The 23414-nt window shown below is 64.7% G+C and carries 16 protein-coding genes and 1 tRNA gene; 13 read left to right on the forward strand and 4 right to left on the reverse strand.

Annotated elements, in window-relative coordinates; translation table 11 throughout:
- Window positions 1–27 precede the first annotated feature (27 nt).
- From LDB29_RS06695 to LDB29_RS06720, 6 genes are all read left to right on the forward strand, one after another.
- Window positions 28–870, forward strand: a complete 843-nt coding sequence (locus LDB29_RS06695; RefSeq protein WP_044662299.1) for an NAD(P)-dependent oxidoreductase — start codon at window positions 28–30, stop codon at window positions 868–870.
- A gap of 146 nt (window positions 871–1016) precedes the next feature.
- On the forward strand, window positions 1017–1634 hold the full coding sequence (locus LDB29_RS06700; protein WP_235600751.1) for a TetR/AcrR family transcriptional regulator: 618 nt from the start codon (window positions 1017–1019) through the stop codon (window positions 1632–1634).
- Between the two features lie 663 nt (window positions 1635–2297).
- The gene (locus LDB29_RS06705) at window positions 2298–3578 is read left to right on the forward strand and encodes a CmpA/NrtA family ABC transporter substrate-binding protein (protein ID WP_099185786.1); all 1281 of its coding nucleotides are present in this window, start codon (window positions 2298–2300) and stop codon (window positions 3576–3578) included.
- Window positions 3579–3592: 14 nt separating this feature from the next.
- On the forward strand, window positions 3593–4549 hold the full coding sequence (ntrB, locus tag LDB29_RS06710; protein ID WP_244968669.1) for a nitrate ABC transporter permease: 957 nt from the start codon (window positions 3593–3595) through the stop codon (window positions 4547–4549).
- 17 nt (window positions 4550–4566) lie between these two features.
- Entirely contained in the window at window positions 4567–5370 is an 804-nt protein-coding gene (locus LDB29_RS06715; protein ID WP_025551545.1) for an ABC transporter ATP-binding protein, read from the forward strand.
- Between the two features lie 68 nt (window positions 5371–5438).
- Window positions 5439–6722, forward strand: a complete 1284-nt coding sequence (locus LDB29_RS06720; protein WP_306812540.1) for an alginate export family protein — start codon at window positions 5439–5441, stop codon at window positions 6720–6722.
- Between the two features lie 341 nt (window positions 6723–7063).
- On the opposite strand, the gene LDB29_RS06725 is transcribed toward LDB29_RS06720, so the two are convergent.
- The 3 genes from LDB29_RS06725 to LDB29_RS06735 form a co-directional block, all read right to left on the reverse strand.
- Window positions 7064–7140: transfer RNA gene (locus LDB29_RS06725), tRNA-Pro, on the reverse strand.
- A gap of 131 nt (window positions 7141–7271) precedes the next feature.
- Entirely contained in the window at window positions 7272–7484 is a 213-nt protein-coding gene (locus tag LDB29_RS06730; protein WP_007689093.1) for a hypothetical protein, read from the reverse strand.
- A gap of 155 nt (window positions 7485–7639) precedes the next feature.
- Window positions 7640–9016, reverse strand: coding sequence for a M28 family peptidase (locus LDB29_RS06735; protein ID WP_099185783.1), 1377 nt, complete (start codon window positions 9014–9016; stop codon window positions 7640–7642).
- Window positions 9017–9118: 102 nt separating this feature from the next.
- Between LDB29_RS06735 and ettA the strand changes: the two genes are divergently transcribed.
- Entirely contained in the window at window positions 9119–10804 is a 1686-nt protein-coding gene (gene ettA / locus LDB29_RS06740) for an energy-dependent translational throttle protein EttA (RefSeq protein WP_025551543.1), read from the forward strand.
- Window positions 10805–11159: 355 nt separating this feature from the next.
- Here the strand turns inward: ettA and LDB29_RS06745 are convergent, their stop codons facing one another.
- Entirely contained in the window at window positions 11160–12356 is a 1197-nt protein-coding gene (locus tag LDB29_RS06745) for an IS256 family transposase (RefSeq protein WP_037449607.1), read from the reverse strand.
- A gap of 167 nt (window positions 12357–12523) precedes the next feature.
- Between LDB29_RS06745 and LDB29_RS06750 the strand changes: the two genes are divergently transcribed.
- The 6 genes from LDB29_RS06750 to addA are packed head-to-tail and all read left to right on the forward strand — an operon-like array spanning window position 12524 to window position 23402.
- Window positions 12524–14869 carry a PAS domain-containing sensor histidine kinase gene (locus LDB29_RS06750; RefSeq protein ID WP_048578217.1) on the forward strand — a complete coding sequence of 782 codons (2346 nt, stop codon included), beginning with the start codon at window positions 12524–12526 and terminating at the stop codon, window positions 14867–14869.
- Window positions 14862–15320, forward strand: coding sequence for a tRNA (adenosine(37)-N6)-threonylcarbamoyltransferase complex ATPase subunit type 1 TsaE (gene tsaE, locus LDB29_RS06755; protein ID WP_025548954.1), 459 nt, complete (start codon window positions 14862–14864; stop codon window positions 15318–15320). Before LDB29_RS06750 ends, tsaE begins: the two co-directional genes overlap by 8 nt.
- On the forward strand, window positions 15317–16303 hold the full coding sequence (locus LDB29_RS06760; RefSeq protein ID WP_025548953.1) for an aminoglycoside phosphotransferase family protein: 987 nt from the start codon (window positions 15317–15319) through the stop codon (window positions 16301–16303). Before tsaE ends, LDB29_RS06760 begins: the two co-directional genes overlap by 4 nt.
- A complete protein-coding gene (locus LDB29_RS06765) occupies window positions 16300–17010 on the forward strand; it encodes a nucleotidyltransferase family protein (RefSeq protein ID WP_025548951.1) in 711 nt (236 codons plus the stop codon). The genes LDB29_RS06760 and LDB29_RS06765 overlap by 4 nt, the downstream gene beginning before the upstream one ends.
- Window positions 17003–19978 carry a double-strand break repair protein AddB gene (addB, locus tag LDB29_RS06770; RefSeq protein WP_099185782.1) on the forward strand — a complete coding sequence of 992 codons (2976 nt, stop codon included), beginning with the start codon at window positions 17003–17005 and terminating at the stop codon, window positions 19976–19978. Before LDB29_RS06765 ends, addB begins: the two co-directional genes overlap by 8 nt.
- Window positions 19959–23402: a double-strand break repair helicase AddA gene (addA, locus tag LDB29_RS06775; RefSeq protein WP_257556671.1), complete on the forward strand. Its 3444-nt coding sequence runs from the start codon at window positions 19959–19961 to the stop codon at window positions 23400–23402. The genes addB and addA overlap by 20 nt, the downstream gene beginning before the upstream one ends.
- Window positions 23403–23414 lie beyond the last annotated feature (12 nt).

The raw sequence follows: 23414 nt of genomic DNA on the forward strand, positions 1-23414 counted from the left end.
ACTTGGACGAAGCCTGAGGGATATTTCATGACAGATAGTATCAGGAAAATTGGGTTCATCGGCCTCGGCAGCATGGGCGGCGATCAGGCGCGGGAGTTGGCCAAATTGCCGCTCGACCTGACTGTTTACGATGTGTTTCCCGATGCGCTGGCGAAATTCGAGGGCCGCGCGAAGCTCGCCGCCTCCATAGCGGAGGTAGGCGAGGACGCCGACGCCGTCGGGATTTGTGTCCGGGACGACACGCAGGTGCTGGAATGTGTTGATGCGCTGCTGCCTGTAATGAAGCGGGGGGCGAGCCTGCTCATCCACAGCACAATCAAGCCCAAAACTGCACAGCAGATAGCCGAACGAGCTGCCACCGTGGGTGTCGATGTCATCGATGCGCCAGTTACGCGCACTGAAATGACCAAGAACGGCCCGTTCGTCTTTTGCATGACGGGTGGCGATGAAGCCGTCGCCGCGCGCGTCCAGATTGTACTGGACGCCTTTTCGACGAACACGATGCATATCGGCCCGCTCGGATCGGCGATGGCCCTCAAGATCTGCAACAATCTCGTATCTTGGTGTGGTATCATGCTAGGTGTCGAAGTCGCCAATGTGGCGGAGGCGTCCGGCGTGCCGATGGACAAGCTGCTGACCGTGATGAAGCGCAACGGCAATCTCACCCCGCCCATGGCGGGTTTCATCGATTTTCGCAATAATCCGGGAGACGCCGCCCGTCGCGCCTTTTTCGCCAGCCAGGCCGGCATCGGCGAAAAGGACCTTGCGCTGGCCGAAGAGCTGGCGGCTGGTGCCGATGCCCCGTCGCCAATCACCAGCCATACCAAGACACTGATCAAGAAAACGCTGCTCGCAATCTGTGAGAGCTAGATTGTCAAAAATTCGCAGAAAATAAGGTTTCGAGGACAAAGCTTTACGGGCGCGATTTTGTATTGATTATCCCACTACCCGCGACCTATCCTTTCTGATCCCAGGGCGAACTTGTAGTTGTGGTTATGCCGTCCAAGATTAAGGGGGTGCCTTCTCGAAGGGAAGAGCGTCAGTCCGATCGACGGCAGTTCATCATTGCCGTGGCTCGCCGATCCTTTCTGCAGGATGGCTATGCCCGGACTACCATGTCAGGAATAGCTGCAACGCTCGGTGGCTCAAAGAGCACCTTGTGGCGTTATTTTCCTTCGAAAGAAGAGCTGTTTACCGCCGTCCTGGACCAAGCAACCTCCGAGTATCACAAACGGCTTTGCTTGATACTTGATCCCTCTGAGGATGTCGCCACGGCGGTCGAACGCTTTTGCTTTAATTTCCTGAAAACGGTAACGTCGGCAGATGCCTTATCCTTATACCGATTGGTCGTAGGCGAGGGAGCCCGATTTCCGGAGATTGGTCAAATTTATCATGCCCGAGTACAGTCAGTTACCAACAAGATACTCGCCCATTATTTCGCCAAAGCCATGAGCTGTGGTTCATTACGCGAAGGCAACCCGCTAAGATTAGCCCAGGCATTGAGAGGTCTTTGCATATCAAAAGTCGAGGATTTCTTGCTGTCTGGGGCAACCGAAATCTATCGCGCTGAAGTTATTGATTCCGATGTGAATGAGGTACGGGATATTTTCCTCCGTGCCTTTGCTCGTAACTAATCGGCCTTCATCACCCTCATGCTCAATTACTTCACTCCTGTATAAGGTCCATTTGTTGGCCATGCTGTACTTACTGAATGGAGAAGAGTGAAGCATAATGAAAAAAAGCATTAAAGCCAGTCACGTGGTGATAGGGGTATCCATTGGGGTACCGTCGGCAAGGAGATGAATAATATGTAATAGTTTTAAATGGTTATTTGTTATTTTAAGGAGATGCCGGGCCCACCAATTTCTTCACACCGTCGATCTGCTTGGCCGGACATATCTTGCGCGAACGTGCAGGGTTCATGACGCCTGCCGCCCGATCCGGCAAAGCGCTTGGCGGTTATAGTTTGTGCAATGCAAAAATTTCGCTTGCGACTCGGATGAATCGGTGACAGCTTCCCTCCCGTCGAAGCAGGGGCGCTTCGGCACATAGGTTGGGCCTGCCGATGACGGTCAGGTTCAGCTTCGGTTGATGAAAAGACCGACATGGCAATGACGCCGCCTGGACAAGGTCCGACGACCTTCGTTCCGGCGGCTTTTTTATTGGGTTTTCGCTGGCGGCATGGATGCTGCCGGGCGGCTTTCGGCATCGATTTTCGTGCGCTGGATCGCTTCCGGCGATGGCTGGTTGCGCGCTGCTTCCGGCAGTCACGGGCAACAAGGAAAGGACATCAGGGAATGGCAGAGGGGGATAATCAGCATGGCGTCAGCCGGCGCGGGCTGCTGAAGAGGAGCGGCACGGCGGCGCTGCTCGCTGCGGTGCAGCAGGCATTTCCATCGGGGGCGTTCGCGGCCGGGGCAGGACCGGAAGTCACGGGCGCCAAGCTGGGCTTCATCGCGCTGACCGATGCGGCGCCGCTGATCATCGCCAGGGAACTCGGCTTCTTCGCCAAATATGGCATGCCCGACGTGCAGGTGGCGAAGCAGGCGAGCTGGGGCGCGACCCGCGACAATCTGGTGCTGGGAAGCGCGGGCGGCGGCATCGACGGGGCGCATATCCTGACGCCCATGCCCTATCTGCTGACGCTGGGCGCGATCGGCAAGGCGACGCCGATGAGCATCCTCGCCCGCCTCAATGTCAACGGCCAGGCGATCTCCGTATCCAAGGAATATCTGGGGGCGAGGGCGGACCTCAACGCCGGAAAGATGAAAGGCGTGATCGCCCAGCGCAAGGCGGCCGGCAAGAAGATCTCCATGGCGATGACTTTCCCCGGCGGCACGCATGACATGTGGCTGCGATATTGGCTGGCGGCCGGCGGGATCGATCCGGACAAGGATGTCGAACTGATCACCGTGCCGCCGCCGCAGATGGTGGCGAACATGAAGGCCGACACGATGGACGCCTTCTGCGTGGGCGAGCCGTGGAACGACCAGCTCGTCGCGCAGCAACTGGGCTACACCGCCGTTTCGACCGGCCAGATGTGGATGAACCACCCCGAAAAGAGCTTCGCCATGCGGTCCGACTGGGTGGCGAAGTATCCCAGGGCGGCGCTGGCGATCACGGCGGCGATCATCGAGGCGCAGCGATGGGCGGACAATCCCGGCAATATCGCGCGACTGGCCGGGACGATTGCGGGGCGCGATTATCTGAAGTGCCCGATCACCGACATTGCCGACCGCCTGCAGGGCAATTTCACCATGGGCGACGGACGTAAATTCCCCAACGCGGCCTTCAGGATGAAGTTTTTCGCGGGTTACGCCTCCTTCCCCTACAAGAGCCACGATCTCTGGTTCCTCACGGAGAACCAGCGCTGGGGCAAGCTGCCCATGACGTTGGATAGCAAGGGCGTGATCGCGAAGGTCAACCGGTCCGACATCTGGCGCAAGGCCGCCGCGATGCTGGGCGGCAAGGGCCCGGCCAGCGACAGCCGCGGCGTCGAGAAATTCTTCGACGGCAAGACCTTCGATCCCGCCAACCCCAAGGCCTATCTCGCCAGCCTGGCGATCAAGCGCGTCTGATGAAGGAGATCAGCATGGCATCGCCATCGCCCGGCAGGATGAGTGGGCCGTCGGCTTCGACCGGCGGGTCCAGCACCGAATTGGGTGTCATCCTGCCCTATCCCGAGGAAGCTATCGCCCGCCGCAGTTTCGAGCCGGTGGCAGCGCCCGAACATCCGCTGATCCGCGTAGCGCGATCCGTGGCGGCCAGCGTGCTGCCGACCATGGTGATGATCGCGGGGCTGCTGGCCTTCTGGCAGTTGCTCTGCGGATCGCCGAGCGCGACTTTCCCCAGTCCGCTCGCCGTCTGGCAGGAAAGCCATGACGTCATCATGCATCCGTTCAAGGGCGTGGAGATCGGCCTCACCCATTTCAGCATCCAGGACGGCGGCGACGTCGGCATTGCCGGCCATGTGCTGACCAGCCTCAGCCGCGTGCTGATCGGCTACAGCATCGCGGCGGTGATCGGCGTGGCGCTGGGCATCCTGATCGGGCAAAGCGTCTTCGCCTTCCGCGCGCTCGACCCGCTGTTCCAGGTGCTGCGCACCGTGCCGCCGCTGGCATGGCTGCCGATCAGCCTCGCCATCTTCCAGCAGGCGCAGCCCTCCGCCATCTTCCTGATCTTCATCACCGCGATCTGGCCGATCATATTGAACACGGCGGCAGGGGTGCAGACCATTCCGGCCGCCTATCGCAACGTCGCCAAGGTGCTGGCGCTCAATCCGATCGAATATTTCGTGCGCATCATGCTGCCCGCCACCGTGCCGCACATGTTCACCGGTCTTCGCATCGGCGTCGGCATGAGCTGGCTGGCCATCGTCGCGGCCGAGATGGTGCAGGGCGGCACCGGCGTCGGCTTCTTCATCTGGGACAGCTACAACAGTTCGCTGCTGACCGACACCATCGTCGCGCTGATCTGGATCGGCATGGTGGGCTTCGCGCTGGACCGCATCGTCGCCTTTGCGGGCCGCATCATCGGCCGCGCAGGCTGACAGGGGAAGGCATTTTCATGAAACAGCGCAGCTATCTCGCGCTTGAGGGCGTCACCGTCGAATTTCCGACCAGGGCAGGGCGCTTCTGCGCGCTCGACGGGATCGATCTGGAGGTTGAAAAGGGCCAGTTCGTGGCGCTGATCGGCCATTCAGGCTGCGGCAAGTCGACGCTGCTCAATGCGGTCGCCGGGCTGGTCGAGCCGACGCGGGGCGCGATTTTCCTCGACGGCGAACTGGTCGACGCGCCGGGGCCGGACCGGGCGGTCGTCTTTCAGGACCATAGCCTGCTGCCCTGGCTGACGGTCGAGGAGAATGTGCGTCTGGCCGTCGACCAGACGGCGGGCGGCAGGAACAGGGCCGAACGCAGGGACTGGGTCATGCACAATCTGGAACTGGTCCAGATGGCCCATGCCGCGGGCAAGCGGCCCGGCGAACTGTCTGGCGGCATGAAGCAGCGCGTCGGCATCGCCCGCGCCATCGCCATGAACCCACGCGTCCTGCTGATGGACGAACCTTTCGGCGCGCTCGACGCGCTGACACGGGCGGCGCTTCAGGACGTGGTCATGGATTTGCAGGCGCGGCTGAACAACACCGTGCTGATGATCACCCATGATGTCGACGAGGCGGTGCTGCTGGCTGATCGGGTCGTCATGATGACCAACGGCCCGGCGGCGCGGATCGGGGAGGACCTTGCCGTGGCGCTGGCCCGTCCCCGGAACCGGCTGGAGGCTATCGACACGGCCCAATATGCCGAAGCGCGTTCCGCCGTCATCCACTTCCTGCACGAGCGCTACCGCAATCCGGCGACGCTTGCCGCCTGAAATCCGGTTTGGAGAGGATGCCCTGAACAGGCCCGGAAAGGCCATCGGGAGCAAATGAAGGGGGATTTATGAAGAAGGTTTCTTTCCTGTTTTCGGCGTCGGCCCCAATAATGGGACTGTCCGCGATCGCGGCGCCGGCGCTGGCGCAGGATGTCGTTTTCAAGCCGATCGTGGAGGCCCGCTTGCGGTACGAAACGGTCGATCAGGCGGGCCCGGCGCCGCTCAGCAGCAGCCGCGATGCCCATTCCGTGACGATGCGGCTGCGCGCGGGCGGGGAGGTTTCGAAGGGTCCCTGGGCCTTCCTGGCCGAAGCCGAAGGCACGCTGGCGATCGATGAGGACTATAATAGCGGCGTCAACGGAAAGACGCTCTATCCCATCGTAGCCGATCCGGAGACAGTCGAGGCCAACCGGGTGCAGATCCAGTACCGCACAAAGCCGCTGGTCGTGACCGTGGGCCGTCAGCGGATCAACCTGGACGATCAGCGTTTCGTCGGCTCCGTCGCCTGGCGGCAGAATGAGCAGACCTTCGATGCCGTGCGCATCGAATATATGGGGATCAAGAACCTGAAGGTCGACCTCAGCTACGCGATGGCGGCGCGGACGATCTGGGGCATGGACGGCGGCAAGTTCGGTTCGGCCAACCGGCCGACGGACATCAAGGGCGACGATGTCTTCGCCAACATCTCCTACAAGACCAAGCTCGGGACTTTGACCGGCTTCGCCTATCTGGTGGACGAGGATGAGGCGGTGGCCCCGCCGAGGCGCAACAGCAGCCAGACCTATGGCCTGCGCTTCACCGGTGCGCAGCCGCTGGCGAAGAAGGTGAAGCTCAGCTACCTCGCCAGCTATGCGCGGCAGAGCGACCATGCGACCAATCCCGTCGATTATTCGGCGGATTTCGTCACGGCGGAACTGGGGCTGGACATTGCCGCCTTCAAGCTGACGGCGGGCTATGAATTGCTGGGGTCGGATGCGGGCGCGACCGGCATTGCGGGCGGTTTCGCCTTCCAGACGCCCTTTGCCACGCTGCACAAGTTCAACGGTTGGGCCGACAAGTTCCTGACCACGCCCGGCACCGGCATTCAGGATTATTATGCCGGCGTCGCCTATAGCGTGCTGAATGTAGGCAAGGCCGGACCGCTGGTCGCTTCCTTCATCTACCACCGGTTCAGCAGCGACCGGCTGTCGATCCATTATGGCGACGAATATGATGCGCAGGTGACGCTGAAGCTGAACAGGCATCTGAGCGCGCTCGTCAAATATGCGGATTATGATCGCAAGGGGATCGCCAGCTACACCGGCGATGCCGACACCAGGAAGTTCTGGGCGCAGATCGACTACGCGCTCTGACATTTGCCTGCGGCTCCAGGGCCGCCGTTGCGGGCCATCGCTGCCGGATCAAAGGACCGGCGGCGGTGGCCTTCACCTGTTGCCAACGCCTGTCGCCACGGCCCGTTGCCGGGCTGCCCCCGGCCGCTTTGGCAAGGGCGCGGCATCGGCGGAACCTCCTGGCTTCCCTGCTCGTTGAGCCTGCGAAAGTAATAGCAGGCGATGGAGGATCGACAGGATGGGCAAGGGCATTTTGCTGTGGTTGCTGGGCGTGCCCATTCCCATCATCATTATCCTGTGGCTGCTGTTTCGCTGAACAGGCCGTCGCTCGGCCTGCCGGAAGAGCCCGGTATCCAGGGTAATGGTCGGGGAGACAGGATTCGAACCTGCGACATCCTGCTCCCAAAGCAGGCGCGCTACCAGACTGCGCTACTCCCCGGCGCTCGCGGGCCTTAGCGGCGAAGCAGGCCGCACGTCAATCGCGCTTTTGGCCCCAATCCCGCCCGCATAGAAAAAGGGCGGATCGTACCAAGACGATCCGCCCTTTCGAAAATCTCGCTGGAGCGAAGATTATTCGGCGTTCGCGGCGTTGCCGGCGACGTTCGCAGCGTTGGCGGCGTTGTCGGCAGCGTTCGCGGCGTTGTCGGCAGCGTTGGTGGCGTTTTCGACAACGTTCTCAACAACAGCGTTCGAAGCGTTCGCGGTCTCGTTGGCCGGCTTCTCACCGCAAGCGGCGAGGGCCATCAGGCCGGCCGAAGCGAAAACAACAGCGATCTTCTTCATTGTGTACGGCTCCCATAGCATTTTGCCGCGTCGTCACACCAAAATCGTGACTTACGCGAGCGACCCGCATTAACGTGTGCGCTGCACAAATCAATGCTTTTCTGCGTCGGTGAAGCGACAGAATCACGCGACAGGGTGTTGTCTACAATAAAAGTTCAGTTAACGCCTAGCGATTCCGGCGCATTTGCGATTTCGAAAAGTGCAACTGCCCAGGCGGCGACATTCTGGCGAAGCTGCGCGGAATCGATCTTGTCCAGCGTATCGTCCGGCGTGTGGTGGATGTCGAAATACCGGGTGCCGTCCTGCTGGAGATCGATCACCGGAACGCCGGCCTTCACCAGCGGTTCGATGTCGGAACCTCCGCCCGCGGGCAATCGGCTGGCCCCGATGCCGAGCGGCGCCAGCCCGGCCACGACCCGGCGGGCAAGCGCATCATGGCCCTGCGGCAGCTTGAAATCCACCCGCCAGACGCGATCTGCCCCGAAGTCCGATTCCATCGCCATGGCATGTGCTTCCTTGCCATGGGCGTCGTAATAGGCGCGGCCGCCATTGCCGCCCACTTCCTCCGCACCGGCCATCAGCACGCGGATGGTGCGGCGGAGCGGCCCGGCCTTGGCCGCCTGAAGCGCCGCAGCGGCCACGATGCCGCAGCCTGCGCCGTCGTCTATCGCCCCCGTGCCCTGGTCCCAGCTATCGAGATGGCATGCGGCGACGACCACGCCCGCCTTGGGATCGCTGCCGGGGATTTCGGCCAGGACATTGCCCGAGGGCTGGTCCTTCAGCATCTTCGAACTGAGCGTGAGGTGAAGCCGCACCGGCTGCCCGCGGGAGACAATCCGGGCAAGCTGTTCGGCATCGGGCACGCTGAGCGCGGCGGCGGGAATGGGTTTCACGCCATCCGCCCACATCTGGACGCCTGTATGGGGCTGGCGATGATTGTCGGTGCCGATCGAGCGGATCAGAATGGCTATGGCGCCCTTTTTAGAGGCGATGCTGGGACCCTGGCGGCGGGTCGCGCCGAAATAGCCATAGGAACTGCCGTCCTGCGTCGCGTGCATGGCATGGCTGACAAAGGCGATCCTGCCCTTCAGGCTCCCTTCGGGCGCGGCCTCCAGATCGGCCAGCGTGGGGAAATAGACGACCTCTCCCTCGATCCCCTTGTCTGGGGTGGCGGCGCTGTTGCCGAGGGCGGCGAGAACCAGGGTCTGCGGGAAGGGTGCGATCACGCGGGCCTCGTCATGGCCGCGCAGCCATACGGGCATGGTGTAGGGTTCGGCCCGGACGTTGGAGAAGCCAAGGCCCTTGAGCTTCGCCACGGCCCAATCGCGGGCCCGCGCTTCCTGCGGGGTGCCGGCGGGGCGGGGTCCGACCTCGGTGGTCAGGCCTTCGGTGAAGTCCATCGCGACCTCGTCCGTCAGGGCCGACGCGCGAATCGCCTCCAGCCCGGCCGGCGCCGCAGCAAGAGGAAGGACAGGGGTGGATATGCTGCCGAGGAAAAGGGCGGCAAGCGTGCCCGATCGGATTTTCTGCATGGATCAGGGCTTAGCGGGACATCCCCCATTTGCCAACGCGTTCCGCCTCCGCTAACCCGGCGCCAATTTCCAACGATTGTCCTTTCGGAGCTGCTTCAAGCCATGTCCGCCTCCTCCCAATACGCCTTCGTCATGAAGAGCATGACCAAGAGCTTTCCCGGCGCCGCCAAGCCGGTGCTCAACCAGATCAACCTGCAATTCTATCGCGGCGCGAAGATCGGCATCGTCGGCCCCAACGGCGCGGGCAAGTCGACCCTGATGAAGATCATGGCCGGCATCGACACGGATTTCAGCGGAGAGGCGTGGCCGGGCGAGAATATCTCGGTCGGCTACCTGCCGCAGGAACCGCAACTGGACCCGAACAAGACGGTATTGGAAAACGTCAAGGACGGCGCGCGGGAGATCGCGGACAAGCTGGACCGCTTCAACGAGATCAGCATGATCATGGCCGATCCGCCGGAGGACGTCGATTTCGACGCGCTGATGGAGGAAATGGGCACGTTGCAGGAGCAGATCGACGCCGTGGACGGCTGGACGCTCGACAACCAGCTTGAGATCGCGATGGAAGCGCTGCGCTGCCCGCCTTCGGACTGGCCGGTCGACAGCCTGTCGGGCGGTGAGAAGCGCCGCATCGCGCTCACCCGCCTGCTGATCCAGAAGCCGGACATCCTGCTGCTCGACGAACCGACCAACCATCTGGATGCCGAGAGCGTCGAATGGCTGGAAAACCACCTGAAGGAATATGCGGGCGCGGTGCTGATGATCACCCACGACCGCTATTTCCTCGACAATGTGGTGGGCTGGATTCTCGAACTCGATCGCGGGAAATATTTCCCCTACGAGGGCAACTACTCCACCTATCTGGAGAAGAAGTCCAAGCGTCTGGAGCAGGAAGACCGCGAGGCGACCGGCCGGCAAAAGGCGATCAACGACGAGCTGGAATGGATCAGGGCCGGCACGAAGGGCCGCCAGACCAAGTCCAAGGCGCGCATCAAGAAGTTCGAGGAACTGGTCGCCAGCCAGGAGAACCGTACCCCCGGCAAGGCGCAGATCGTCATCCAGGTGCCCGAGCGTCTGGGCGGCAAGGTGATCGAGGCGAAGAATATCTCGAAGGCCTATGGCGACAAGCTGCTGTTCGAGAATCTCTCCTTCATGCTGCCGCCGGGCGGCATCGTCGGCGTGATCGGGCCGAACGGCGCGGGCAAGTCCACCCTTTTCAAGATCATCACCGGGCAGGAGCAGCCTGATTCGGGTGAGATCGACATCGGTTCGACGGTCCGCCTCGGCTATGTCGACCAGAGCCGCGACCATCTCGACCCGTCGAAGAATGTGTGGGAAGAGGTTTCCGACGGCCTCGATTATGTGAAGGTCAACGGCCACGACATGTCGACGCGCGCCTATGTGGGCGCCTTCAACTTCAAGGGGCAGGACCAGCAGAAGAATGTCGGCAAGCTGTCCGGCGGTGAGCGCAACCGCGTGCACATCGCCAAGATGCTGAAGAAGGGCGGCAACGTGCTGCTGCTTGACGAACCGACCAACGACCTTGATGTCGAAACGCTGGCCGCGCTGGAAGAGGCGATCGAGAATTTCGCGGGCTGCGCGGTGGTCATCAGCCACGACCGCTTCTTCCTCGACCGTCTGGCGACTCATATCCTGGCGTTCGAGGGCGACAGCCATGTCGAATGGTTCGAGGGCAATTTCGAAATGTATGAGGAGGACAAGCGGCGTCGTCTGGGCGATGCGGCGGATCGTCCGACGCGGCTTGCCTACAAGAAGCTGACGCGCTGAGTCCGGCGATGCAGCGCGAATATGGCCAAGGGATTGCAATCATTGCAACGATGGGCATGTTTTTCGCACTTGCAAAATGACGTGCTGCACTGCACATAGGAGGGGCCTTTCAGGCATCCTCTCCTAAAACTTTCAGGCCGGTCCTTCGGGATCGGCCTTTTTTTTGGTGTAAAGCGCCTCGATAGAGCCTGCTCACCCATGTGGGCGATCTTCCGGCACCGCCGCGATCCCTTCCGCGATGTTCCCCGACAATGATTTCACCGCAAAGCATGATTCTTTCCATCTCGGTGCTTCACCCTGCATCTGACTTGGGGTTGTGTGCGTCAAGTTCTGCAAATAGCGGCGGGCATGCTGGCTAGGCGGCTTGACGTAGATCGGCTTTCTTCATCTCCTTAAGGTCGTTCATGTTGAGATAGCGGTTGGCTTCGAGCCAGTTTTCGTGGGTCTCGACAGCAAGCGAGCGTATGAGGCGCAAACAGCTGTCTTCATTGGGGAAGATACGCAGGACGATCGTCCTGCGTTTGATTTCTTCGTTAAAGCGCTCGAGCATATTGGTGCTCTTCATATGTTTATGATGCTGCCGCGGAAGCCGGTAGAAGGTGAACGTCTCCTCGATGGTTTCTTCCGCCCAGCTGGTGAGCTTGGGGTATCGTGGCGACCATTTTCTCAGCCAGGCAGCCAGATCGCTTTTGGCCTCTGATAGTTCGCGACGATCGTAGATCCAACGCAGCTCCTGCAGGCAGTCGTCATCAGCTTTACGCGGCAGATGGTCGAGAGCATTTCTTAAAAAGTGCACGTAACAGCGCTGGAACCAGGCATCTGGCAACACTTCACGAACAGCGGCTCGTAAACCCGCATGGTCATCGGCAACGATATATTCGACACCGTGGAGGCCGCGCTCCTTGAGGCCGACGAGAAAGTCCTTCCACGAAGAGCGGCTCTCGCGGTTGGCGAGCTCTACAGCCAGAATCTGGCGCCGGCCTTCCCAGTCCACACCCAGTGCGACGAGTACGGCGCAGGAGCGCACCACGCCTGCCTGGCGGACTTTCTCATATTTGGCATCGATGATGAGGTAGGCGAACGGCTCGTCCAGCCGACGTCGGGCAAAGGCTGTCAGGCTCTCGTCCAGTCGCTTGTTGATCGCTGAGATGGTCGAGGCGGAGAAGCTGTGGCCGCAAAGCTCTTCGGTGATAGCCTTCACCTTCCGGGTCGACACACCCTGGACGTACATCTCGGCTAACGATGCCACGAGCGCCTGCTCCGAGCGCTGATAGCGCTCAAACAGCTCGGTCGAGAAACGGCCGTCGCGATCCTGCGGCACCCGCAGCTCCAGCTTGCCCACCCGCGTGATCAGCGTCCGATTGTAATGTCCGGATCGATAGCCAACACGGCCGTCAATGCGTTCGCTCTTCGAGGCGCCAAGGACATCGGTCATCTCACCTTCCAGCATCTCCTGCAGCAAATCCTGCACGATCTCCCGCAAGGCGTCGCGGTTCGCGCCCATCAAATCTTTGACGGCCGCTATCGATGGTCTATTCTCATTCCTGGTCATGGTGGGGCTCCATTGGGGTTGGCGACTTTGAACATCACCAGCCTGCCATGGCCGCTCAAATCCTCAATGGATTTTGCAGAACATCCCGCACACTACCTGACTTGGGTTAGTCCCCTCAGAACCAAGGACGGGGGCAGACATTCGGCGATGAGGGCGAAGCAGGTTTAATGGCGTTGACCCCTCTTGCTGCCGTGATACTGGGCGTCGTCCTGGCCCTCTGGCTCGGTGCGGCGGTCTGGGCGCTGTCGAGCGGCCAGCGCCGGCGCCGCGAAGGCATGCAGGCGCAGGGAAAGCTCGACCGGCTGTCGGTCCTGCTCGCCTCCGCGCCCGCGGCGCCCATCGTCATTCATCCCGACGGGCGGCTGGAGGCGGCAGACCGCCTCGCCAAATGGCTGGGCAAGGATCGGGTGCCGACTTTCGTGTCCGAACTGACCGCGCCCGACGGCGGCCTGGAACCCGATGATGCCGCCGCGCTGGCTCGGGAGATCGAGGCGGCCCAGCGCGCGGGGCGCAGCTTCGCGCTGCCGGTGCGGGGCGTCGATTCGTCTCGCCTGCTGCTGGTTCGCGGCGCGCCCGCCGGGCCGGTGCTGGCCGAAAGCGGCGGCGTTGTCCTCTGGATATTCGACGCGACCGACAGCCAGTCGGAAATCCAGACCCTGAAGGGCAGGGTGGAACAGCTTCGGGAAGCGCTGGAAGCGCTGGCAGGCCTGGTGGAAGCGGCGCCCTTTCCCATGTGGCACCGCACGGCGGACATGCGGCTCAGCCTGGTCAACACGGCCTATGTCCGTGCTGTGGACGGAGAGAACGCTCGAGAGGTCATCGCCAACGGCACCGAACTGGTCGAGACGGTCGGCGGATTGACGCCGCAGGCGGCCGCCGCGCAGACCCTTGCCGACGGCGCGCCGGTGGAGCGCATGGTTCCCGCGACCATCGACGGCGAAAGGCGGACCATGCGCGTGGTCGATGTTCCCCTCGGCGGGGCAGGCGTCGCCGGTTTCGCCATGGACCAGAATGAGCTGGAACAGGCGCGCGTCGAACATCGGCGGCTGGAGGCGGCGCAACGCGACCTGCTGGATCGCCTGTCCGCGGGCGTGGCGCGTTTCGGGTCGGACCGGGCGCTGCGCTTCTGGAACCAGCCCTTCATGAGCCTGTTCGGGCTGGATCAGGAGCGGCTGGCCGACAATCCGCCGTTCGAGCGGGTTCTGGACCAGATGCGTGAAGCACGAAGATTGCCCGAGAACAGGGATTTTCCGGCATGGCGCGCGGAAAGGCGCGACTGGTTCCTCTCGCCCGACCCGCGGGAGGAAAATTGGCTGCTGGCGGACGGCACCCATTTGCGCGTCTATGCGCAGCCGCTGCCCGATGGCGGGCTGCTGCTGATCTTCGAGGACCGGACGGAGCAGGTCCAGTTGTCGAGCGCCCGCGACACCCTGCTCCGCGTCCGTACCGCGACCTTCGACAATCTGTTCGAATCGATCGGCGTCTTTTCCTCGGACGGACGCCTGCACCTTTGGAACAGCCGTTTCCGGTCGATCTGGGACGTGCCGGAGGATTTGCTGGCCAGGCATCCCCGGATCGACGAACTGATGCGCGCCGTCCAGTCGCGCCTCGCCAAGCCGCAGCAGGCGAACCTCGTCCGCGAACTGGTGCGCGCCGCCACGGTGGAGCGCAAGCAGCGCGTCGGCCATGTCGGCTTTGCGGACGGACGCATCTTCGAATTCGCCGCGATCCCGCTGCCCGACGGCAATGCGCTGTTCACCATGCTCGACGTCACGGACAGCCGCCGCGTGGAACAGGTGCTGCGCGACCGCAACGACGCGCTGGAGCAGGCCGACAAGGTGAAGACCGCGTTCGTCACCAATATGAGCTACGAACTGCGCACGCCGCTCACCACCATCGCCGGTTTCGCGGAGATGATGAGCGCGGGCTATGCGGGCGAACTGAGCACTTCCGCCCGGGAATATGTCGACGGCATCCTGCAAAGCACCAACCGCCTTTCCATGCTGATCGACAATGTGCTGGACCTGACGCAGGGCGAGGCGGGGATGCTGCCCATCGAAAAGGCAGATGTCGATCTGGCGGCGGAAGCGCGGGACGCCGTGGCGCGGATCAAGGCGGACGCGACGGGCAAGGGGATCGACCTTGCCATGTCGCTCCAATCGAGCCTTGGCACGGTGCAGGGCGACAAGCGGCGGATCGGTCAGGCGCTGGATCATCTGCTGGAAAATGCCGTGCGCTATTGCAACCGGGGCGGCCGGGTGCTGCTGCACGGCGATGGAACGAGCGACTCCGCACGCCTCGTCGTATCGGACAATGGCCCGGGCATCAGCGCCAGGCGACAGGCGACGATCTTCGACGCGTCTTCCCGGACCGAGCAGGCGCGCAACGGCAGCAAGGCAGGCATCGGCCTGCCACTCGCCAGACAATTGGCGCAGGCGCATGGCGGGACGCTGGAACTGGTGTCGGAGCCGGGGCAGGGGACCATGGTCGTGATCGAGCTGCCCCGTGGCTGAGGATGAGATCGTGCTGGCCGGGGAGGCCGACATGCTGGCATTCGGGCATCGGCTGGCCGCGCTGGCCCGCATCGGCGACGTCATTGCGCTGGAAGGCGGGCTGGGCGTGGGCAAGACGACGCTTGCCCGTGGGATATTGGAAGGACTGGGGCTTGAGGAGGAAGCGCCAAGCCCCAGCTTCGCCATCGTCCAGCCCTATGACATTCCCGATGTGAAGCTGCCCGTCGCCCATGTCGATCTCTACCGGCTCGACGGGCCTGAAGAGGCTGGGGAACTGGCGCTCGACGACTATCTGACGGACAGCCTGCTGATCGTCGAATGGCCCGACCGGATGGGCGAGGGCGCATGGCCCGATGCCCTGCGCTTCCACATCGCGATGGAACCCGACGGCGCTCGGCGCTTGACAGCGGACGTGCCGGACGCTTGGACGGAGCGATGGTCACAGATATGATCCCGCCCGCCGCCGCTCCCGCCTTTCTCGCGCAGGCGGGGTGGGGGCAGGCCGCCATCGTGCCGCTCGCCGGCGATGCATCCTTCCGGCGTTATTTCCGGGTGATCGACGGGCCTCGCCGCGCCGTGCTGATGGACGCTCCCCCGCCGCATGAGGACCCGAGGCCCTTTATCGCCATTGCCGAGCATCTGACGGAGAATGGCTTTGCCGCGCCCCGGATATTGGCGCGCGACCTGGACGAAGGGCTGGTCCTGATCGAGGATTTCGGCGATCTGCGCGTCAAGGAGCATGTCGAGGAGCAGCCCGAAGCCGAACGGGATGTCTATCGCCGCGCCGTGGACCTGCTCGCCGCCCTGCATCGGCTGCCGGCCGGCAATGTGCCGCCCTATGACCGTGCAGTCTATCAGCGGGAGGCCGGTCTGCTCACCGAATGGTATTGTCCCGCCATCGGCCTGCCGGTGGATGAGGCGGGCTATGTCGCGGCATGGGACGCCGTGCTGCCGATGGTCGAACGGTCGTCCAGCCCGGTCGTCACGGTGCTGCGCGATTATCATGCGGAAAATATCATGCTGATCGACCGGGCGGCGTCGCATGGCCTGGGCCTGCTCGACTTCCAGGATGCGCTGGCGGGGCATCCGGCCTATGACCTCGTCTCGCTGCTGCAGGATGCGCGCCGGGACGTGCCGCCCGCGCTGGAGGCGGCGATGCTCGACCATTATCGCGCCATCGCCCATCCCCCGGCTGACTTCGACGCCGCCTATGCCGTGCTGGGCGCGCAGCGCAACGCGAAGATCATCGGCATCTTCACCCGCCTGTGGAAGCGCGACGGAAAGCCGCGTTACCTCGCCTATCTGCCCCGCATGTGGGACTTGCTGGAACGCGACCTCGCCCACCCGGCGCTGGCGCCCGTGGCGGCATGGTTCGCGGCCAATATCCCTGCCGGGAAGCGGCACCACGCGCTAGAGGATTACGCCCCGGCATGATCGACACCGCGATGCTGATGGCGGCTGGACTGGGCAAGCGCATGCGGCCGTTGACGGCCACCCGCCCCAAGCCGCTGGTCAAGGTGGCCGGCAAGCCGCTGATGGACCATGCGCTGGACCGGCTGGCGGCTGGCGGCATCCGGAAGGTGGTCGTCAATGTCCACTATCTGGCGGATACGGTCGAGGCGCATCTGGCCGCGCATAATGAAGGCATGCAGATCGCGATTTCGGACGAACGCAGGAAGCTGCTGGAAACGGGCGGCGGGCTGATCCACGCCAGGGAGCAGTTGGGCGACGCGCCCTTCTTCTGCGCCAATAGCGACAATCTGTGGATCGATGGCCCGCAGGAAACGCTGGGCATGATGCGCAGGATCTGGAACCCGGACCGGATGGACGCGCTGCTGCTGCTGGTGCCGCTCGCACGCGCCCATTGCCATCGGGGGCCGGGCGATTTTCACATGGACGCGAACGGACGGCTGACACGGCGCAAGACCGCCCATGTCGCGCCGTTCGTCTTCACCGGCGTCCAGATCATGTCGCCCGCGCTGCTGGTCGATCCGCCGTCGGATGTCTTTTCCACCAATGTCTTCTGGAACCGGGCGATAGAAACGGGTCGTCTCTACGGCGTCTCGCATCAGGGGCTTTGGTTCGATGTCGGCACGCCGCAGGCCATTCCGGTCGTGGAGTCGATGTTGGCCCATGGGTGAACGCACCCGCCCGGCGCTGTTCAACATACCCGCGCACCGCGCCTTTTCCGACGCGCTGGTGACGGGCATCCTCGCCCGGCATGGCGATGATCCGATGCGGCTGGCGCAGGGCATGATCCTGCTGCCCAACAACCGCGCCATCCGATCGGTCAGCGATGCCTTCGTCCGAAAATCGGGCGGCGGCCTGCTGTTGCCGCGCCTCGTCGCGCTGGGCGATCCCGATCTGGGCGAGCAGGTGGGCGGCGCGCTCGATCCGTTGGGGGAGGATGACCCCATAGCGCCCGCCATCGCGCCGATGCGCCGCCAGATGATCCTGGCGCGCATGGTGCAACAGGGATCGGCGCACCCCGTCGATGCGGGCCAGGCGTTGAAGCTGGCCCAGGCGCTGGGCGCGATCCTCGACCAGATGCAGGTGGAGCGCGTTCCCATGCGCGCGCTGGCGGAACTCAGCCTGTCGGACGATCTGTCGCAGCATTGGCAGACCTCGCTAAGGCTGTTCGGCCTGTTGCTGGCGCAATGGCCGCAGGAGTTGGCGCGGCTGGGGTGCATCGACCTCGCGGACCGCCGCAATCGCCTGCTGGACCGCATGGCGGTGCGTTGGACCAAGGCGCCGCCGGAGGGCTTCGTCATCGCGGCGGGCATGTCCACCACGGCGCCGGCAGTCGCCATGCTGCTCCGGCGGATCGCGATGCTGCCGCAGGGGGCGGTGGTCTTTGCCGGTCTGGATCAGGAGATGGACGGCGATGCCTGGGACGCCATCGGCCCCTTCGATGCCGACCCTCTGACCGGCCGCGCGCCTGCGGGGCATGAGACCCATCCCCAATATGCCCTGAAACGCCTGCTCGACCGGATGAGCGTCACGCGCGACGATGTGGCGCTCTGGCGCTGGGGCAGCGAGCATGACGCCCGCGCCGTCAGGGGGCGCAACATCTCCAACGCCATGCTGCCGCCGCGCCTGACGAGCCGCTGGCGCGATCTCAGGACCGCAGACCGTTCGCTCGCCGGGGTGGAGGCGCTGGAAGTCGCGACGCCGGGCGAAGAGGCGCAGGCGATCGCCATCGCCCTGCGCGAAGCGGTCGAGACGCCGGGCCGCACCGCCGCGCTGGTGACGCCTGACCGGCAATTGGCGACCCGCGTGTCCGCGCATCTGCGCCGCTGGGGCATGGAGGCGGACGATTCGGCGGGGCAGCCGCTGTCGCGCCTGCCGCCCGGAACGCTGCTGATCGCCATGGCCGAGGCGCTGGCGGAGCGCTTTGCCCCCGTCGCGCTGCTGACCCTGCTCAAGCATCCGCTCGTCATGCGGGGGGAAGGGCGGCTTGCCTGGCTGGAGGGCGTGCGCGGGCTAGACCTGTTGCTGCGCGGACCAAGGCCGCGGGCGGGCATCCATGGGATCGACCTGTTGCTGGCCGAACGGGAGGGCGAAGACCGGCAAAGCGCCTTGCGCGCCCGCACGCGGCAGTGGTGGGACGAAGCCCGCGCGCTGCTGGAACCGCTGGAGCAGGCCTTCATGGCCGCGCCGGACCTTGCCGGGCAGTTGGCGGCCATCCGGGAACATGCCGGCCGTCTCTCCCATGATGCGGTCTGGGCCGGGCATCAGGGTCATGCCGCCGCCGACCTTTTCGCGGAGATGGAGGAGGCGGCGAGCGAAGGGCCGCGTCAGGCCGACATACGCGCGCTGCCTGCCCTGTTCGACCATCTTCTGGGCGGCCTTTCGGTTCGCCCGCCGCAGGGCGGCCACCCCCGGATCAGCATCCTCGGCCTGATCGAAGCGCGGCTGGTGCAGACCGACCTCATGATATTGGGCGGCCTCAACGAGGGCACATGGCCGGGGCTGCCCGCCCCCGATCCATGGCTTGCCCCGCGCATCCGCCGGGAAATCGGGCTGCCCGGGCTGGAAAGCCGCATCGGCCTTGCCGCCCATGATTTCGCCAGCGCCCTTGGCGCGCCGCAGGTGCTGATCACGCGCGCCCGGCGCGGCGCGGGCGGTCCGGCGGTCGCCTCCCGCTTCTGGCTGCGGCTGAAGGCTATGGCGGGGCCGCAATGGAAGAGCGCCGACCGCTATGCCGCTCTGGCGCAGGCGATCGACCATGCGGAGGAGCACAGGCCCGCCCGACGGCCCGCGCCGGCGCCGCCTTCGTCAGTGCGTCCGAAGGTCATTCCGGTCACTGACGTCGACCGGCTGAAGGCCGATCCCTACGCCTTCTACGCCAAGCGCATCCTGCGACTGGCGCGGCTCGACCCGGTGGACGCCGATGCCGGACCCGCCTGGCGCGGCACGGCCGTGCATGAGATCCTCCAGCGATGGGCGGAGGAGGGCGACGGCGATCTGGCCGATCTGGAAGCGCGTGCGCGGGCGATGTTCGACCGGCCGGACGTCCATCCCTTGCTCAAGGCGCTCTGGCAACCGCGCCTCATCGAAGCGATACGATGGATAGCGGCGGAGGTGGCGAGCGATCTTGCCGCCGGGCGGAAGATCCTTTCGGTGGAAACGGAGGGCCGGGCGGAGATTGCCGGGGTGACGCTGACCGGAAAGGCCGACCGCATCGACCTGCTGCCGGACGGGAGGCTGGGCATAGTCGACTACAAGACCGGCAAGCCGCCCAGCGCGCGGCAGGTGAAGGCGGGCTATGCGCTGCAACTCGGCCTGCTGGGCCTGATCGCGGAGCATGGCGGCTTCCCCGGCACCGATTCCGCACCCGTGGCGGGCAGTTTCGAATATTGGTCGCTCGCGAAGAAGGGCGACGCATTCGGCTATCGCGAAAGCCCCGTCGACCCGCTGGGCAAGCGGGATAAGATCGTCACCGCCGACTTCACCTCCCAGGTTCATGCGCAGTTCGAGGAAATCGCCGCCGCCTGGCTCAACGGATCGGCGCCCTTCGATGCGCAGGTGAACCCGGAAGTCGCCAATTATGGCGATTATGACCAGCTCATGCGGCTGGAGGAATGGTATGGCCGGGACGATGGCTAGAAAGCACAACGCCCTACAACCGCTGGCGGGCGCGCAGGCGCAGGCCGCCGCGCCCGATGCGCATGTGTGGCTGTCCGCATCGGCGGGCACGGGCAAGACCCATGTGCTGACCGCCCGCGTCTTCCGCCTGCTGCTTCAGGGGGTGCGGCCGGAAAATATCCTCTGCCTCACCTTCACCAAGGCGGGCGCGGCGGAAATGGCGGATCGCGTGCACGATCGACTCGCCGCCTGGGTGCTGATGGACGAGGCCGACCTTTTCCACGATCTGGATGCGCTGGGCGAGGAGTCCGGACCGGAAGCCCGCGACCGCGCCCGCCGCCTTTTTGCCGAGGTGCTGGAATCAACCGGCGGCGGGCTGCGCATCCAGACGATCCACGGCTTCTGCCAGCAGTTGCTGACGGCCTTCCCTTTGGAGGCCGGCCTGCCCCCCGGTTTCCGTCCGCTCGACCAGCGCGAGCAGGCGACGCTGGCGCGGCAGACGCTGGCCGACATGGTGGTGGTCGCGCAGGAGCAGGGGGACGAGGCCCTGATGGAGGCGTTGCAGGCGCTGAGCCTGCGCCTGGGGGAGGGCGGGGCCGAGAATTTCCTGCTGCGCTGCGCGGCCCGGCTGGACGCGCTGGACGCCTTGCCGGAGGACATCGCGCCCTGGCTGCTGCGGGAACTGGACCTGCCAGAAGGCGACATCGACGCGCATATTGCCGAACGATGCGCGGACGAGCTGTTCGATATGCGCACGCTCATCTGGATCGCGCAGGCCAATGCGGACTGGGGCACTGGACGGGCGCTGGAACGCTGCGACAGGATCGCGCGCTGGCGGGCTCTCGATCCAGCGGGGCGGGCCGCTGCGCTGGCCGACCTCCACGCGGTCTGGGCAAAGGCGGACGGCGAGCCGATCTCGACCGCCCGGGGCTGGGCGCCTTCGGTGGACGGCTATGGCGATGCGATTGCGCGGATGCACGAATGCTGTTCCGGGCTGCTGGGCCTTCGGACCCGCGCAGCCTATGCCGCCCTGCTCGCCAGGGCTTTGCATGCCGGCCGCGTCTATGCGCGGGCCTATGCGGAAGCCAAGCGCCTTGCAGGAGCCGTGGATTTCGACGACCTGATCGCCAATACGGCGCAACTTCTGTCCCAGCCGGGCATTGCCGACTGGATTCGCTACAAGCTCGACCAGCAAATCGACCATATATTGGTGGACGAGGCGCAGGATACCAATGTCAGCCAATGGCAGATCGTCGGCGCGCTGGCGGCGGAGTTCTTCGCGGGCGAGGGCGCCAAGGGCGACAGGGTGCGCACCATCTTCACGGTGGGCGACTTCAAGCAGGCGATCTTCGGATTTCAGGGGACGAGCCCCGAAGCCTTCCGCGCCGCGCAGATCGTCTTCCAACGCCATGCGGAGGACGCAAGCCATATATTCCACGACCTCTCGCTTCAGCACAGCTTCCGCTCGACGCCGGCCGTGCTGGATGTGGTCGACCGCACCATAGCGACCCTGCGCGCCGAACGCTTCGGCCTGGAGCCGGGCGAAGTCCGGCACATCAGCGCCAACCGCTTTCCGGGCGAAGTGCTGCTCTGGAAACCCGTCATCGCCGGCCTGTCCGACGATGCGGAGGGGGAGGAGGATTGGGCCGCCGATCAGGAGCGGGTGCTGGCCCAGACCATGGCGCGCCAGATCAGGCAGTGGATCGATGACGGGCTGATGCTGGAGAGCCGGGGCCGCCCCGTGACGGCGGGCGACATCATGATCCTGGTCCGCCGCCGGTCCGAACTGGCGCGGCTGATCGTCGCGCGCCTCAATGAGGAGAAGGTGGCGGTGGCGGGCATCGACCGCCTGCGCCTGAACGCGCCGCTCGCCGTGCGCGACCTGCTCGCGGCACTGCGTTTCGCCGTGCAGCCGGAGGATGACCTGAACCTGGCCGCGCTGCTGGTGTCGCCGCTGATCGGCTGGACGCAGGATGAACTGATGACCCGCCTCATCGGCCGCCGGGTGGGGTTGTGGCAGCATCTGACAGCGACGTTGGACGATGCACTGCTGCACCCCTTGCGGCAGTTGCTGGCGCAGGCGGACTTCACCACCCCCTATCGTTATCTGGAGGCGATATTGTCCGGCCCGGTGGATGGCCGCCGCCGCCTGATCGAGCGTCTGGGGTCGGAAGCGGCCGATCCGATAGAGGAATTGCTGAATGCCGCGCTCGCCTTCGAGAATGACGATCATCCCTCGCTCCAGCGCTTCATCGACTGGTTCGACAGGGGCGAGGTGGAGATCGTGCGCGATGCCGCCGCGCAGGGCGACTCGCTCCGCCTGCTGACGGTGCATGGGGCGAAGGGACTGCAGGCGCCCATCGTCATCCTGGCCGACGCATGCCTCGATCCGGACGCAGGCAATCGCGCCGATTCGCTGGAGTGGAACGGCTTGCCGATCATCGCGCCGCGCAAGGGGGAGAGGCAGGGGGCGATCGGCCAGGTGGCCGAGGAGGCCAGCGCCGTCGAGCGCGCCGAACATTGGCGCCTGCTCTATGTCGCCCTCACCCGGGCGGAGGAAAGGCTGGTCGTCGCCGGCTCGCTCGGTCCCCGCGCCAGGGGCGAGGTCAAGCCCGAAAGCTGGTATGCCGCCGTTGAAGCGGCGCTCATTTCGCTGGACGCGGAATGGGAGGCCGATCCGCTCTGGGGCGCGCGGCGGAGCTGGCGTGGAAGCGAAATCCTGCCCGCCAGACCCCTGGAGACGGCTGTTGCGCAAAACCGGACGGCGCATGACGAACCGGATTGGCTCCGCCGCCGCGCCCCTGTCGAGGCGCGCCCTCCGCGTCCTCTGGCGCCCTCCGCTGCGGTGGAGGACGATGTGCCCTATCCGCCGCCGACCCCCGCGATGCGGGACGCGGCCGAACGCGGCCGCTGGCTGCACCGGCTGTTCGAGAGGCTGGCCGATGTGCCGTCGGATGCCCGCCGCTCCCGCGCCGACAACTGGCTGGCGCAACAGGGCCTTGGCGATCCGGCGCGGCGGCATGACGTCATGGAACAGGCATTGCGGGTGATCGAAGACCCGCGATTTGCCCCGCTGTTCGGTCCCGATGCTCTGGCCGAAGCGCCCATCGCCGCCGTGGTGGGCGAGGCGGTGATCGCCGGCACGGTCGACCGGCTGCGCATCGGTGACGATGTGGTGCAACTGGTCGATTTCAAGACCGGCCGCATATCGCCGCTGGTGGTGGAGGAGGTGCCATTGGCCCATGTGCGGCAGATGGCCGCCTATGCCGCCGCGCTCCAGGTGATCTTTCCGGGCCGCAGGATAGAGGCCGGCCTGCTCTACACATCCGCGCCGAGGCTGATCACCCTGCCGCCGGAACTGTTGGAGCGGCACAAGCCCGGCTTTCCGCCCGCGCAGGAGAATTTGCCGCTTCCGACCGTTGAGGCGGATGCGTCGCCATCCTAAATATCCGGCAAC

It is taken from the genome of Sphingobium sp. CFD-2 (genome assembly GCF_024611135.1).
GTDB classification, from domain to species: domain Bacteria; phylum Pseudomonadota; class Alphaproteobacteria; order Sphingomonadales; family Sphingomonadaceae; genus Sphingobium; species Sphingobium fuliginis.